The sequence below is a fragment of the Streptomyces sp. NPDC007808 genome (assembly GCF_042868655.1).
GTDB lineage: Bacteria > Actinomycetota > Actinomycetes > Streptomycetales > Streptomycetaceae > Streptomyces.
In genome coordinates this window covers 416,084-430,701 of record NZ_JBIAEQ010000008.1, presented here as the reverse complement: position 1 = coordinate 430,701, position 14,618 = coordinate 416,084, and the positions used below count along the sequence as shown (strand labels likewise).

Annotated in this window: 13 protein-coding genes; 4 read left to right on the top strand and 9 right to left on the bottom strand. The window is 73.4% G+C overall.

All coding sequences use genetic code 11. The features are described 5' to 3' along the window. Positions 1–114: 114 nt before the first annotated feature. From ACFYNL_RS30250 to ACFYNL_RS30230, 5 genes are all read right to left on the bottom strand, one after another. On the bottom strand, positions 115–198 hold the full coding sequence (locus ACFYNL_RS30250; RefSeq protein WP_310887545.1) for a putative leader peptide: 84 nt from the start codon (positions 196–198) through the stop codon (positions 115–117). A 127-nt stretch (positions 199–325) separates the two neighbouring features. Then, the gene (locus ACFYNL_RS30245) at positions 326–898 is read right to left on the bottom strand and encodes a GNAT family N-acetyltransferase (protein ID WP_388808689.1); all 573 of its coding nucleotides are present in this window, start codon (positions 896–898) and stop codon (positions 326–328) included. 82 nt (positions 899–980) lie between these two features. Next, positions 981–2,270: a hypothetical protein gene (locus ACFYNL_RS30240; RefSeq protein WP_388808687.1), complete on the bottom strand. Its 1,290-nt coding sequence runs from the start codon at positions 2,268–2,270 to the stop codon at positions 981–983. A 209-nt stretch (positions 2,271–2,479) separates the two neighbouring features. Then, positions 2,480–3,760, bottom strand: a complete 1,281-nt coding sequence (locus ACFYNL_RS30235; protein WP_388808685.1) for a GAF domain-containing protein — start codon at positions 3,758–3,760, stop codon at positions 2,480–2,482. 449 nt (positions 3,761–4,209) lie between these two features. After that, a complete protein-coding gene (locus ACFYNL_RS30230; protein ID WP_388808682.1) occupies positions 4,210–5,850 on the bottom strand; it encodes an acyl-CoA dehydrogenase family protein in 1,641 nt (546 codons plus the stop codon). Between the two features lie 134 nt (positions 5,851–5,984). Between ACFYNL_RS30230 and ACFYNL_RS30225 the strand changes: the two genes are divergently transcribed. Continuing rightward, on the top strand, positions 5,985–7,130 hold the full coding sequence (locus ACFYNL_RS30225; RefSeq protein WP_388808679.1) for a YihY/virulence factor BrkB family protein: 1,146 nt from the start codon (positions 5,985–5,987) through the stop codon (positions 7,128–7,130). Between the two features lie 19 nt (positions 7,131–7,149). On the opposite strand, the gene ACFYNL_RS30220 is transcribed toward ACFYNL_RS30225, so the two are convergent. Then, a complete protein-coding gene (locus tag ACFYNL_RS30220; RefSeq protein ID WP_388808677.1) occupies positions 7,150–8,001 on the bottom strand; it encodes an NAD(P)H-binding protein in 852 nt (283 codons plus the stop codon). Positions 8,002–8,081: 80 nt separating this feature from the next. Here ACFYNL_RS30220 and ACFYNL_RS30215 point away from each other — a divergent pair, with 80 nt between their 5' ends. After that, positions 8,082–9,071 (top strand): AraC family transcriptional regulator, encoded by a 990-nt coding sequence (locus ACFYNL_RS30215; RefSeq protein WP_388808675.1) that lies wholly within the window; start codon positions 8,082–8,084, stop codon positions 9,069–9,071. Between the two features lie 24 nt (positions 9,072–9,095). Next, on the top strand, positions 9,096–9,788 hold the full coding sequence (locus ACFYNL_RS30210; RefSeq protein ID WP_388808673.1) for a helix-turn-helix domain-containing protein: 693 nt from the start codon (positions 9,096–9,098) through the stop codon (positions 9,786–9,788). Here ACFYNL_RS30210 and ACFYNL_RS30205 read toward each other — a convergent pair. From ACFYNL_RS30205 to ACFYNL_RS30195, 3 genes are all read right to left on the bottom strand, one after another. After that, the gene (locus tag ACFYNL_RS30205) at positions 9,765–10,172 is read right to left on the bottom strand and encodes a VOC family protein (protein ID WP_388808671.1); all 408 of its coding nucleotides are present in this window, start codon (positions 10,170–10,172) and stop codon (positions 9,765–9,767) included. The genes ACFYNL_RS30210 and ACFYNL_RS30205 overlap by 24 nt on opposite strands. Positions 10,173–10,226: 54 nt before the next feature. Continuing rightward, a complete protein-coding gene (locus tag ACFYNL_RS30200) occupies positions 10,227–10,859 on the bottom strand; it encodes a VOC family protein (RefSeq protein ID WP_388808668.1) in 633 nt (210 codons plus the stop codon). A gap of 448 nt (positions 10,860–11,307) precedes the next feature. After that, positions 11,308–12,360 carry a LacI family DNA-binding transcriptional regulator gene (locus tag ACFYNL_RS30195; protein ID WP_388808666.1) on the bottom strand — a complete coding sequence of 351 codons (1,053 nt, stop codon included), beginning with the start codon at positions 12,358–12,360 and terminating at the stop codon, positions 11,308–11,310. 466 nt (positions 12,361–12,826) lie between these two features. Here ACFYNL_RS30195 and ACFYNL_RS30190 point away from each other — a divergent pair, with 466 nt between their 5' ends. Continuing rightward, entirely contained in the window at positions 12,827–14,407 is a 1,581-nt protein-coding gene (locus tag ACFYNL_RS30190; protein WP_388808664.1) for a carboxylesterase/lipase family protein, read from the top strand. The last annotated feature ends 211 nt before the right edge of the window (positions 14,408–14,618 follow it).

Genomic DNA, 14,618 nt, shown 5'->3' with positions numbered 1-14,618 from the left:
TCGGGACAGGCGGAAAGCGGCTCTGACCTGCGCGTACGGGCGCATGGGCATACGTGCGCTTCATTGCGCAGGAATGAGGCGAAAAAAAAGGGAGGTCGGGCGCAGCTGGCTTGCTCAGCGCGCCGGACAGATGGCGCTGGACATGCGGCCGAGGTCGACGTGCCGCCGACTCACCAAGGCAATTCCAGTTCCAGGCATGACGGAAGCGTGTCACGGCGATCTGGACACAGTCCAGCTTCGTCCGCCATGCGGACACCTTTGTCCCGAGGTGTGAGACAGGAGTGGTGTCGGTCACATGGCCCGTTCAGGGCCTTGTCCGTCCAGCTCAGGCGAGGTAGGCACCCGGCCACGGACCGGGCGCGGCCACCTCGGTCTCCTCCTCCACCTTGGTGTCGAACAGCTTGAAGCCCCGGCGCAGGTAGTTGTCCATGGCGTGCTCGCCGTCCTTGCTGCAGGTGTGCAGCCACACTCGCTTCGTCTGCGCGACCCCCGGCCAGCGGTCCGCGAGGTCCCAGGCGCGGGCGGCGCCGTACGCCAGCAGGTGACCGCCGATGCGCCGGCCACGGAAAGCCGGAATCAAGCCGAAGTAGGCGATCTCCACGACCCCGTCGTCCTGGGGGTCCAGCTCCACGTAGCCCGCCGGGGTTCCGCGCTCGTAGGCGACCCATGTCTCCACGCCGGGCCGCTCCAGGTACTCCCGCCACCGCGCGTACGTCCAGCCGAGCCGGTCGATCCACCGGATGTCCCCGCCGACCGAGGCGTACAGGAACCGACTGAACTCGGGCGAGGGCACCTCGGCCCGGACGATCCGCACGTCGCCCTCCGGAGCGGCGGCCGGGAGGACGTCGATGGCGGAGGTCTGCTCAAGGGACCAGGTGGTCACGGGGACACTGCTCATGGCCGTCAGCGAATCATCCGAGTGGCCGATCTGTCGACCGGCGTCCGCGGGTGGCTCGGCGAGGCATCGCCCAGCCGCCCGGCTACCCCAGCGCCCGGTCGATCGACGTCAGCGGAACGGCGAACAGCATTCGCCCCGACTGGGACCACACTTCGCCGGTCGCCTCCCAGTACGACAGCGGGCCGACCCGGGCCCCCCAGCAGCGCGGGGCGTCCTCCGAACCGCAGCGGGTCGCCTCGGCGCCCTCGGTGTCCTGGCGCCACAGGCTGCCCTGCCGGTCCGTGGTGCCCGGGGCCCGGCCCAGATACCAGTCGGCGCGGTCCGCCCCGGTGGCCCGGCGCGACAGCACGCCCCGTATGCCGGAGGCCTCCGTCTCGTACGCCTCCACGACGGGGGAGAAGCCGGTGGCGTCGGTGGCCAGCAGACCGGGGCGCGCCGGGTCCTTGCTGAAGTCGTAGCGCCACAGACGGGCGTGCCGCTCACTGTCCGCCGGGGTCCACTCGCCCGCGACCAGGCTGTCCGGCGCCGTGCTGCGGTCCAGCGAGACGGCACCGAGCCGCGGAGCACCGCCCGTGCCGGTCAGACGGTACGAGCCGACGGCCGGCAGCACGAAGCGCTCGCCGTGGGCCGACCAGCCGCCCGCGACCCGGCCCACCGAAGCGCTGTCGACCGTGGTGCGCTGGACGCGGTTCATGTCGTACACGTACAGCCCGTCCGCGGCGGTGACCAGCAGCTTGTCCTGGTACCAGACCATGCCGGACAGCCGGGAGCTCAGGGCGCGGTAGTCCCGCCCCCCGTCCACCGGCACGACGAGGAGGGCCGAGGCGTACCGGAGGTGATCCATGTCGTTCGCGTCGACGAAGGCGACCCGGGCGAGACCCCGGCCGGCGCCGCCCTGGCTCCAGCCGGAGAGGATCACCCGACGGTCGTTCCACCAGCCGTCGTCGTCGGCGTCGCCCGAGGTGGTGACCGCGCCCGCCCGCCAGGACCCGGTGTCGGCGGGGTCCCAGCAGTACGCGCGCGTGGCGGCCGGCGCGACCGGCAGCGCCTTGCGGTCCTCGGCCGTACAGCCGGATCCGGCACTCAGGCCGCGGTCGGCGCTCTCCAGGACCGCGCGTACCCCGACCGGCTTGCCCATCCGGGAGGCGAGTTCGTCGAGTGCCGGCTGCGGAACCAGTTGCTCCCGCAGTCCCAGCGGGCGCGTCTCGCCCGCCCTGGTGAGGGGTTCCAACGCCCCCGGGTCGTCGCCGACGGTGGCCTGTGAGGCGCTGATCATCGTGGCCGCTGCGGTGAGTGCGAGGGCGGTTCCGGCCAGGAACGCGCGAAGCGCGCGCCCCTGCTTGCGTCGACGGTGTCTGCCGCGGTGCTTCATCAAACCTCCCGAGACGAGCCAACTGCCGCCAAAGGTCTGTGTGTTGACCAAAAGAGCAGGTGGGGTGGCCCGTAGGGGGATGCTACGGCAGTGGAGCACCCTTGCGGACTAAGACCCCGCAAATATGCGGAAGATGCCACTCTCGCTCAGGGCGCTCACTGCGCTCAGCGCGCTCAGGACACTCACGGCGCTCAGCACGCTCAGGGCGCTCAAACCGAGGCGCGCCGCCGCGCCACCGCCGGTGCCGTGGAGTGCGGCAGCAGATCGCGCGGGTCGTCCGGGAGCGCCACCCCGACCTCGGCGTCCTCACGGAACCGGTACGGGCGGTGCTCCAGGAAGGCCCCGAGATAGCGCCGTACACGGGACATCTCGGCCCGCACCGTCACCGTGCGGCCCGCGTCACCGAACATGTCCTCGGCCAGCTCCGCGGCGCTGCGGCCGGAGCGGTGCAGGGCCAGGAGATACAGCAACTCGGCGTGCCGGGGACTCAGTTCATGGCTCCAGGAACCCGCGCCGCCGGACACCGTCACCGACCAGCGGCGCGGCTGCGTCAGATCCAGCGTGATGCGCGTGGCCCCGATCGGTACCGGCTCGTCGGCCGCCCGCAGCAGCCAGCCGCCCGCCAGCGGCTCCACCGCGCACAGACCCAGCGGCGGCAGCCACCGCCGCCCCGGCGACAGGGACTTGGGCAGCGCGACACGGTTCTGGTACGGCATCCCGGTCACCGCGGCCGTCCAGCCGTCCCGGTCCACCACCAGTGCCCGTCCGGTGATCCGGGCGAGCACCGGCGCGGCCACCGCCCGCAGCCGCTCCAGCGAGGTCAGATGCAGCTCGCGCAGCCGGGCCTCGGCGAGCTTGGCCACCGAGTCGACCCAGGCCAGCGTGGCCGGATGCATGGTCTCCAGCGGCCCGCTCACGTCCACCACGCCGATCAGCCGGCCGTCGCGTGGATCCGTGATCGGCGCGCCGGTGCAGGTCCAGGAGGTCTGGGAGCGCTGGAAGTGCTCGGAGGCGAACACCTGCACGGGGCGGCGCACCACCGCCGGAGTGCCCACGCCGTTCGTGCCGACGACGCTCTCCCGCCAGTCGGCCCCGAGTTCGAAGCCCAGGCCGTCGGCCTTGCGCAGCACGGAGGGGTGGCCCTCCCGCCACAGCACCCGGGCCTCGTGGTCGGCGACGACCATGATGTGGTGGGCGACGTCCGCGACCGACAACAGCCCCTCACGCAGCACCGGCAGCACATGCCGCAGCGCGGTGGTCTCCCGGCGCCGCTGCACCTCCTCGCGGGACAGCAGACCCGAGCGGACGTCGAGGTCCGGATCGAGCCCGCTGCGCATCATGCGTTCCCAGGACTGCTCGATCACCGGTCGCGGGGGGACCGGCCCGCGCCCCCCGGAGAGCGTGGCGGCGCGGACCTCGCTGAGCACCCGCGCCGCCCGCCCCGCGTCCACGGCGGCCAGCTGCGTCACGTCTGTCGGCGAGAGCGCCAAGGGTCCTCCGGTTCGACTCGTCGCGGCTGCGCGAAACGACTGTGCAATTTCATAGTGCCGCTCGCCGCTCGCGGAAGGACGCAGTCCGCACACAGAAACCCACGAGTTGCAACCCCTTGCAACCCTGGTGGACCGCCCTGACCTGATTGAAACTTGAGCAACGCCGTCCCGAGCGGCGTTCGCGGCCTCGAACGGGCCATGAGCGGGGGTGGTGCCGTGTCGGCGCAGCACCACCCCCACCCCGGCGGCCGGCCCCTGCCGACCTAGGGTCTGTCGTTTGGATCATGCCGGCGTCGCGGGGTCCGGCACGCGCATCTGCCGCGTTGTCGTCGGTTGCCGATGCTCCGCATCGGCGCCCTCCTCCGCCTTGCAGCTGCACGCACCAGACCCCGCTCGGGTGGGCCGAGAGGCGCAGTTCCTCCCAGCCGACCTGATCCAAACGACAGACCCTAGGCGGGCAGGCGAACCGCGGCTCGATCCACGATCGGCGTCAGGGCGAGGGTGTGGGGCAGGGTGCCGAAGGCCGCCCCTCCGTCGCCGCCCAGTCGGGTCGCGCAGAAGGCGTCGGCGACCTCGGGTGGGGCGTGGCGGACCAGCAGGGAGCCCTGGAGGACCAGGGCGAGGCGTTCGGTGAGGCGGCGGGCTCGTGCCTCGACGCCCTCCAGGTCGGCGAGTTCGGTCAGGAGCGCCTTGATCGCGGCGTCCAGGCGGTGGTCGGCGCCGCGCGCCCGGCCGACCTCCTGGAGATAGGCGTCGAAGGCGGCGGGCTCCCGTTGCAGGGCCCGCAGCACGTCCAGGGCCTGGACGTTGCCTGCGCCCTCCCAGATGGAGTTCAGCGGTGACTCCCGGACCAGGCGGGGCATACCGGACTCCTCCACGTATCCGTTGCCGCCCAGGCACTCCGACGCCTCGATCGTCAGCGGCGCGCACCGTTTGGTCACCCAGTACTTCGCGGCCGGTACCGCGATCCGCAGCAACGCCCGCTCCTGATCACCGCCGTCGTCGTAGGCCGCCGCCAGCCGCAGCGCGAGGGTGGTCGCCGCCTCGGACTCGACGGCCAGGTCCGCCAGGACGTTGCGCATGAGCGGCTTGTCGACGAGCCGCCCGCCGAACGCCTCGCGGTAGGTGCAGTGGTGGACCGCCTGCACGACGGCCTGCCGCATCAGGCCCGCGGAACCCAGCACACAGTCCAGACGGGTCGCCGCGACCATCTCGATGATCGTGCGCACCCCGCGGCCCTCCTCGCCGACCCGGCGGGCCCACGTCCCGTCGAACTCGACCTCGGCGGACGCGTTCGAACGGTTGCCCAGCTTGTCCTTGAGCCGCTGGATGAGGAACACGTTGCGGCTGCCGTCCTCCAGGACGCGCGGCACCAGGAAGCAGGTGAGGCCTTCCGGGGCCTGCGCCAGCACCAGGAAGCCGTCCGACATCGGCGCCGAGCAGAACCACTTGTGCCCGGTCAGCGTGTACGTCCCGGCCTCGGCGAGCGGCGTGGCGGCCGTCGTGTTGGCGCGGACGTCACTGCCGCCCTGCTTCTCCGTCATGCCCATCCCGAACAGCGCCCCGGCCTTCCGCCCGGCCGGCCGCAGGTCGCTGTCGTAGATCATGGACGTCAGCCGCGGCTCCCACTCGGCGGCCAGCGCGGGGTCCGTGCGCAGGGCGGGGACCGCCGCGTGGGTCATGGACAGCGGGCAGCCGTTGCCGGCCTCCACCTGCGTCCACATCAAGAACGCGGCCGCCCGCCGCACATGCCCGCCCGGCCGCGCCCAGGCCGCGGTCATCCCCGCCGCGACGCCCTTGCCGAGCAGCCGGTGCCAGGACGGGTGGAACTCGACCTCGTCGACCCGGCGGCCGTAACGGTCGTGGGTGCGCAGCCGCGGCGGGTGCGCGTTGGCCAGCGCCCCCCACTCCTGGAGCTGCGCCGAGCCGCAGGACCGGCCGAGCGCCGCCAGCTCCGAGCGGACCTCGTCCAGCAGCTCGGGGGCGAGATGGCGTTCGACGGCCTCCGTCAGGGCCCGGTCGGAGCTGTAGACGTCGTACTGGACCAGGGGCGGGGGCTGGTTGGTCACGGTGTGCGTGCTGCCTGCCATGGCTGTGAACCTACCCCGGTACGGGGTGGTGCTCTCCTTCCTGGCGGCCGTGGCGCGGGCGGTCCGGCAGGTGGTGCGGGCGCGTGACCGGCGCCGCGGCGGTTGCGCCCCCGCGCGACGGATACCGTTAGGTCGTGCAGCCAGCAAGTGAATCCCCCCAACGGCACTCCGGCCGTCTCCACAGGGCACGTGTCCTCTACCGGAACGTCTCCAAGCGCAGGACCGCCTGGCTGCTGCTCAAGGACACCGTCAACTCCTGCATCGAGTACCGCATCCTGGGCCTCGCGGCCGAGGCCGCCTTCTTCACGCTGCTGTCCGTGCCGCCGCTGCTGCTCAGCCTCATCGGCCTCCTCGGCTACGTCGACGACTGGACCGGTACCGACACCATCAACAGCCTGGAGACCAACCTCCTCGAAGCCTCGCGCACCGTCCTGTCCGACAAGGGGGTGCGTCAGATCGCCCAGCCGATCCTGGACGACGTGATGAACGGCGGCCGCCCCGACGTGATCTCCGTCGGCTTCCTGTTCGCGCTGTGGTCGGGGTCGCGCGCGGTGAACGTCTTCATAGACACGATCACCGTGATGTACGGCCTCGACGGCGTCCGCGGCATCGTCAAGACGCGCCTGGTGGCGTTCCTGCTCTTCATCGCGGCGCTGCTGATCGGCTCGGTGGCGCTGCCGCTGATGGTGGCGGGACCGGACGCGGTGGTGCGGATCGTGCCCTGGTCGGAGACCGTGGTCCAGGTCCTGTACTGGCCGGTCGTGATCGTGCTGTCCATCGCGTTCCTGACGACGCTGTACCACGTGTCCGTGCCGGTGCGCTCTCCCTGGATCGAGGACGTGCCCGGCGCGCTCGTCGCCCTCGGCATGTGGGTGCTGGGCAGCTTCCTGCTGCGCATCTACCTGACCAACACCATCGAGGGAGCGACGATCTACGGCTCCCTCGCCGCCGCCGTCGCCGTCCTGCTGTGGATCGGCGTGTCCGCGTTCGCCGTGCTCGTCGGGGCCGCGGTCAACGCCGCGATCGACCGCGTCTGGCCGGCCGCCGCGACGGCCGCGGCCCGCGCCGCGAACGAGCGGATGCGTGAGGCGCAGGTCGCCGAGTACGTGGCCCGCGCCGCCGCCCACCGCGAGTCGGACCCCGACGACCCGGACATGCCGTCGGAGTTCCCCGAGCGGTGGTCCCGCTTCCTGCCACCGGAGGACGTGACGTCCCGGCTGCGCACCCATGTGAAGAACCCGCACCACCACCACCCGCCGCACAGGCCGGAGGACTCCTAGGCGGTGCGTGCACGCCGGCTCACGCCCGCCACGTACCGGCCGCCGCGGCCTCCCGGGCGAAGTCCGCGAAGTCGCGCGGCTCCCGGCCCAGCACCTCGCGGACGTCGTGCGTGACGTGGGCGTTGCGGCCGTCCATGAGGGTCTCGAAGACCTCGATCAGGAGCTCGGCCTCCTCGGACGGCACCCCGAAGCCGGTCAGCGCCTCGCCGTAGGCCCGGGTCGGGACCGGCGTGTACGTGAGCGTCCTTCCGGCCGCCGCGGAGATCTCCGCCACCGCCTCCCGCCACGTCAGCAGCCGCGGCCCGGTCAGTTCCACGATCCGCCCGGCGTACCGGTCACCGGACGTCAGGACGGCCGCCACCACGTCCGCGATGTCCCGTACGTCGACGAAGGGCTCCCGCACCTCAGCCGCCGGAAAGACCAGCTCCCCCCGGCGCATCCCCGCCACCAGCGGCCCCTCGCCGAAGTTCTGCGCGAACCACGCGGCCCGCACGATCGTCCAGTCCGCGCCGGACGACGCCAGCGCCTCCTCGGCCGGCAGCGCCTGGTCCTCGCCGCGCGCCGACAGCAGCACCAGCCGCCGTACACCGAGCCCGACCGCCTCCCGGGCCAGCGCCCCGACACCCTCGGCCGCCGCCGGGGAGCCGATGTCGGACGGGTACACCAGGTACGCGGCGTCCGCGTCCCGCAGCGCCCTGGACCAGGTCGCCGGGTCCTCCCAGGCGAAGCCCCGCGCCCGCGACGCCGGCCGCACCGTCAGCCCCGCCGCTCGGACCGCTTCCACCACCCGGCTGCCCGTACGACCCGAGGCACCGGTCACCACCACCGTCATCGCTTGCTTCCGCGTCGTTTCCGCCGTGTTCTGCGTCATGGGTCCAGTCAACGGCCCGGCGCCGGGACGCCCCATCGCTGAACGGCTCATTCCCATAAGCGGACGTCTACGCTGACGCCATGGACGCTCTCGCAGCTCTGCTGGAGGGCCCACGCGCGCGTGGCGCCTTCATGATCCGTGCGTGCTTCGAGCCGCCCTGGGCCGTCCGCGTCGAGGACCGTGCCCCGCTCTCCGTCATGGTCATGGTCCGCGGCGACGCCTGGGTGATCCCGGACCGGGGTGAGCGCAGCGAGACGGGGGTCCCCCCGGCCGAAGGCCGGGGGAGGATCCGGCTGCGTCCCGGCGACATCGCGATCGCCCGCGGCCCTGACCCCTACACCTGCGCCGACGACCCCGGCACCGCACCCCAGGCCCTCGTCCTCCCCGGCGCCGAGTGCCGCTACCCCGACGGCCGCCCCCTCAACGGCTCCATGGACCTCGGCGTACGCACCTGGGGCGACCGGCCGGACGGCTCGGCCGTCATGCTGATCGGCACGTATCTGTGGCAGGGCGAGATCAGCGGGCGGCTGCTGAACGCGCTGCCGCCGCTGCTGTCCCTTCCTGCCGAGGCCTGGGACTGCCCGCTCACGCCGTACCTCATGGAGGAGATCGTCCGCGACGAGCCCGGCCAGGAGGTCGTCCTGGACCGGCTGCTCGATCTGCTGGTCATCGCCGCGCTCAGGACCTGGTTCGCCCGTCCGCAGGCGGAGGCGCCCGCCTGGTACCGGGCGATGGCGGACCCGGTCGTCGGCCGTGTGTTGCGGCTCGTGCACGACGACCCCGCGCATCCCTGGACGGTGGGCTCGCTGGCGGCGAAGGCCGGGGTGTCGCGGGCCGCGCTGGGCCGGCGGTTCACGGACCTGGTGGGGGAGCCGCCGATGACGTATCTGACGGGGTGGCGGCTGGGACTGGCTGCGGACGCCTTGCGGGACGGCGACGACACCCTGGAAGCCATCGCCCGGAGGGTGGGTTACGGGAGCGCGTTCGCGCTGTCCAGCGCGTTCAAGCGGGTGTACGGGGTCAGCCCGCAGGAGCACCGGGGGCGGATGGCGGCGGGGCAGGCCCCCTGAGGGCGTCGCGGTAGCCTGGCCCCTGTGTACGAGGAGCGGGCGTCCCGGCTGCCGGGTGCCGTCCTGTGGACGAACACCCCTGAGGGTCCCGGCGCGGGGCGTGTGCTGCCCGACGGGTGCATGGACCTGCTCTGGAAGGACGGGCGGCTGCTCGTCGCCGGGCCCGACACGCGCGCATACGTCACGCCGGGCGACGGCGGCACCTGGACCGGCATCCGCTTCTACCCCGGTACCGCGCCGGCCTTCCTGGGTCTTCCGGCGCATGAACTGCGCGACCGACGCGTGGATCTCGCCGAGCTCTGGCCGGCCTCGGAGGTACGGCGCCTGCGTGACCGTGTCGCGGCCGCGGTCGACCCGGTCACCGCGCTCGAAGACGTGGCATTGGAGCGCGCCGCCGACGCCGAACCGCCCGACCCGCTGCTGCGGCGGGTCGTCGCCGCTCTCGACTCGGGCCGCCCCGTCGCCGCCACGGCCGACGAACTCCGCCTCGGGGCACGGCAGTTGCACCGTCGATGCCTCGGCGCCTTCGGGTACGGCCCCAAGACGCTGGCGCGGATCCTGCGGATGCAGCGGGCTCTCGACCTCGCCCGCCGGGGTGTGCCGTACGCGGACGCGGCCGCCCGTGCCGGGTTCGCCGACCAGGCCCACCTGGCGCGGGACGTCAAGGAGTTGGCGGGTGTGCCGCTGGGTGAGCTACTCGGCCGGCGGGGTGGCTAGCGGCGCGAACAGGTCGACGCCGTTGCCGTCCGGGTCCCGCACACTGGCGTACCGCTGGCCCCAGAAGGCGTCCCACGGCTTGAGTTCGCCGTGGCAGCCGGAGGCCACCAGCGCCTCGTACACTTCGTCGACCTCCGCCGGGCTCTCGCACCGCAACGCCAGCGAGTGCCGGCCGTCGCCCGTCGGGGGCTGCCACCGGGGGAGGAAGGACCGCACGGTCTCCTCGGTGTCGAGCATCAGCCGCAGCCCGCCCGGCAGCGCGGCCTCGGCGTGCGGCTCGCCCTCGGAGCCCTCGGGGAAGGCGAAGCCGAGGCGGCGGTAGAAGGCGACGGAGGCGGCCATGTCGGAGACGACGAGGCCGATGGCGTCGAATCGTGGAGTCATGCCGCCACCGTAGGCACCGGGGAACCGGCCGGTCTTGAAGGTTTCGGACAGACGTCAGTGGAAGGTCACCGGCCCCAGCGGTGTGTCCAGCGTGTAGGAAAAGCCCACCGGGCCCGTCGTGAGGCCGAGGTCCGTGCCCAGTGCCGCCAGCAGGGGCCGGACCTCGTCCGGGTCGGGGGCGCGGGCCGACAGGGAGAGCAGGGGAGTGGTGGGCAGGCCCGTGGCGGTGGGGTGCACCGAGCTGCCCCAGTCGATGAGGAAGGGGACGAGGCCGGAGGGGTGGGCGTCGTCGCCGTCGGTGAGGCGCCATTCCAGCAGCGTGCCGTCGGGCCGGCGGCGGCTCATCGCCTGGGCCGGCCCGGGGTCGTAGCCGTGCGCCCGCGCGTGCGCGATCGCCGCGTCCAGGTCGGGCGGGCTGATCGCCCAGGTGACCGTGCGCGCCGCGGTGAGCCCGTCGACGGCGAACGGGCGGGGCGATCCGGGCGGGCACTGCTCGGGATCGGGGCCGATGATCTCCAGATAGCTGCTGCCGCCCAGCGACACCAGGTGGTTGCGTGTGCCGAGCCCGACATGCACACCGCCCGGGGCGGGCGTCACGCCGGTGCGCCGGGCGAAGTCGGCGACGGTGGCGGCCAGATCGGGGGTCGCGAGGACGAGATGGTCCAGGAGCGCGGGGATGGCGTTCATCGCAGCCGAGGCTACGCAGGCCGGGCCCCGCACGGAACACCCGTGCGCCGCAGGGCGCGACGGCGGCCGCGCGGGACGGCCGCCGGTTGCGACGGTCCGTCGTCGACGACGGCTGTCAGCACGGCCTGGAACTCGACCGCGCCCTGGGCACCGCTACGACGAGGCAGGGACGGCGGGTCCGTAGGAGCCCGGACCCACCGTGCGACAGGAGCCGTCGAACCAGCCCAGGAGGCCCTGCCCGTCCCCCTCGACATCGACGCCCCCGAACCGGACGTGGCACGGTCCACGCCCTCCGCGCGAACTCGGTGCCGCACCGGTCTTCGCCGACCAACCGCCTGCCGGACACCGAGAGCGGACACCACGCGTCGATCACGCTCGTCGTCGACATACCCGGAGACAGTCGCTCCCCGACACCGCGATCCGGGCGGCCGGCATCGCCGACGGCACCTCAACCGGAGCCGTCGTGCGGGACGGCCGTGCTGGACCGCTCCACCAGCCGCGTCGACAACTCCGTCCGCGTACTCTCCGGCCGCTCCCCGTCCATCATCCGCACCAGCAGCCGCAGCGCCGTCGCCGCCATCTCCGACAGCGGCTGGCGGACCGTGGTGAGCGCCGGGGTGATCCAGCGGGCCTCGGGCAGGTCGTCGAAGCCGACGACGCTCATGTCGTCCGGCACGCGCATACGCCGTTCCGCCAGCGCCTCGTAGACCCCGAGGGCCATCCCGTCCGAGCACACGAAGACGGCCGTCGGCGGCTCGGGCAGATCGAGCAGTTCCAGCATCCGGCGGTGGGCGACGTCCTCGTCGAAGCCCGCGTGCCGGACGTACTCGGGACGGTGCCGTATCCCGGCCGAGGCGAGCGCCGAGCGGTAGCCGGCCACGCGGGCGACGCTGCACATCTTGCGCTGGTGCCCGGCCACGACCGCGATGCGCTCGTGGCCGAGCGAGAGCAGGTGCTCCGTCGCCGTCACCCCGCCGTGCCAGTTCGCCGCGCCCACCGACACCACCCCGGGCGGGGGCTCCAGCACCGGGTCGATCATCACGAACGGGATGCGGTGCTGCTCCAGCCACGCGTACTGAGAGGCCGTCAGCTCGGCCAGGTTGAACAGCACGCCGGACGAGCCCCGGGCGATCAGCTTGTCCAGCCAGCCGCGTTCGGGACGCCCGCCCCTGGTACGGGTCAGACCCGCGGAGACCACCACCTCCAGTCCCGCGTCGTGCGCCGCCTCCTCCACTCCGTGCAGCACCGCCCCCGACCAGGAGCTGTCCAGTGAGTGCACGACGAGGTCGACCAGCCCGGGGGCCTTCGCCACGTCGAAGCGGGGTCTGCGGACGTAACCGAGCCGGTCCAGCGCCTCGGTGACCCGGCGACGGGTCTCGGGCGCCACGTCCTCGCGGCCGTTGACCACCTTGGACGCGGTCGGCACGGACACCCCGGCCTCGCGGGCGACGACCGCCAGGGTCGGCCCGGCCGCCCCGCTCGCACTGCCCGTACGGACCATCGGGAACCACCTCTCCGGCCCGCCCGAGGGCCATGAAAAGTTTCGACCGGCGCGCAAACAGTAAGCGCTTCCTATCCTAGGTTCGCCGGGATGGCTCCGGAAGGGGCCGAGTTCGCGGGACGGCACGGGCCGCCGACGCAGCCCAAGGTTCTCGAAACGTCGAACAGGCGCCCGGCCACCAGCAGGTGAGGCGGACTCCCGTGAACCCGCCGTGCAGGCGGAGTCGACGGGATCCACGGCACGATCCCGGCCGTCGCCCGGTCACCCGCGGCTTGGGACCGCGGTCGTCGGCGAGCCGGGTGAAGTCCGGCGCCGGACCGACGTGCGTACCCACGCCCGCCCGGCCGCGAAGGAGCCGGGTACGCCGAACGGCCCCTCACATCAGCCCGTGCGCCGGAATATCGGGCCACAATGAAGTGCTCTGATCTTCACGGTGCACGAGCGCGGTGAGGAGGCTGGTGGACGTATGGCAGCAGTCCGGACAGACCCCGTGGTGAACACGCCGTACGGGGCCGTACGGGGCCGGTACGAGAACGGCGTCGCGGTGTTCCGGGGCATCCCCTACGCGGCGCCCCCCTTCGGCCCCCGTCGGTTCCGGCCGCCCGTGCCGCCCCAGCCGTGGGACGGTGTGCGCGACGCCGGGTCCTTCGGGCCGACCGCGCCGAAACCGCCGTACTCCGATGCCTTCGCGCAGTACCTGTCCGACCCCGTCGTGCCCGGCGACGACTGCCTCAACCTCAACGTCTGGACACCCGAACCGGGCCCCGGCGCCCGGCTCCCGGTCCTGGTGTGGTTGCACGGCGGCGCCCTGACCAGGGGATCATCGGGCATACCCGTGTACGACGGGCAGACCTTCGCCCGCGACGGCGTCGTCTGTGTCTCGATCAACTACCGACTGGGCGTGGAGGGCTACGGACTGTTCCCGGACGCCCCCGCCAACCCCGGGCTGCGCGACCAGCTCGCCGCCCTGCACTGGGTCCACGAAGCCGTCGCGGCCTTCGGCGGCGACCCGGGCCGCGTCACCCTCGCCGGGCAGTCCGCCGGGGCCATCAGCGTCGGCGCCCTGCTCGCCGCCCCGCAGGCCCAGGGCCTGGTGCGGCGGGCCGTCCTGCAGAGCGGGCCGCCCGAGGCGGCCGAGCGGGACAAGGTACGGCGGATGGTGCGCCGGATGGCCGCCCGGCTGCGGACGCCGGCCACCGCCGCCGCCTTCGCCGAGGTCGACCGTGACCTGCTGCTGCGCACCCAGGCCGAAGTGGGCAGGCTCAGCAGCCCCGTGCTGGGTGGACCCGCCTTCGGCATCGTCGTCGACGGCGACCTCGTCCCCCGCGACCCCCTGGAAGCGCTCACGGAGGGCGGCGCGGCCCGGGACGTCGACCTGCTGATGGGCTGGACCCGAGACGAGTACCGGCTGTGGCTGGTGCCCGGCGGCCTCAAGGAGCGCGTCGACCGGCTCGGCGCCGTCGCCCTCGCCGGCGCGATGGCCCGCTGCCGCGCGGGCGCCGACGTGCCCCGCGGCTACCGCGCCCTGCACCCCGACGCCGGCACCGCCGAGATCGTCGGCCAGATGGTCACCGACCACCTGCTGCGCCGTCCCCTGCACCGCTTGGCCGACGCCCGCCCCGGGTCGTCGTACCTGTACGAGTTCGCCTGGCCCTCCGGTCTCCCCGGCCTAGGCTCCTGCCACGCGCTGGAACTCGGCTTCGTCTTCGACAGCGGTACGGCTCCCGAGTCCCGCAAGCTGGCCGGTGAGGACGCCCCGCAGGAACTGGCGGACGAGATGCACGGGGCGTGGGTGCGGTTCGTGGCGGAGGGCGACCCCGGGTGGCCGGCGTGGGACGACGCGCATCCGGTGCGGGTCTTCGGCGACGGTGACACGCATACGGCGCACGGCCCGCGCGACGCGGAGCTCGCCCTGTGGGCGGCCACCGCCCCGCCCGCGCAACCCGTACCCGCGCCGGCTCTCGTCGACGGTTCACCCCTGCGCAGTGCGGATGTGCGGTCGGTCGTACGGCGGTTGCGGCTGCCCGGCTCAGTGCGCCGGCGCTGACGACGGTCGCCCCGCCCCGCGGCCACGGCTCGGTCGACTCCACGGCGCGGAGGCTCGGTTCCGAGTCTTCGAGGCGGCGGGCGAGCGGTCCGCGGCGGCCCGCAATCCGTCGACGACGCGAGCGGCGGTCACCGGAGGCAGGCGGGTCCGCGCGTCGGCGGCCATGTCGGTGGCGACGACGACCGCCGTGAGGTCCAGCCCCCCCCCCCCG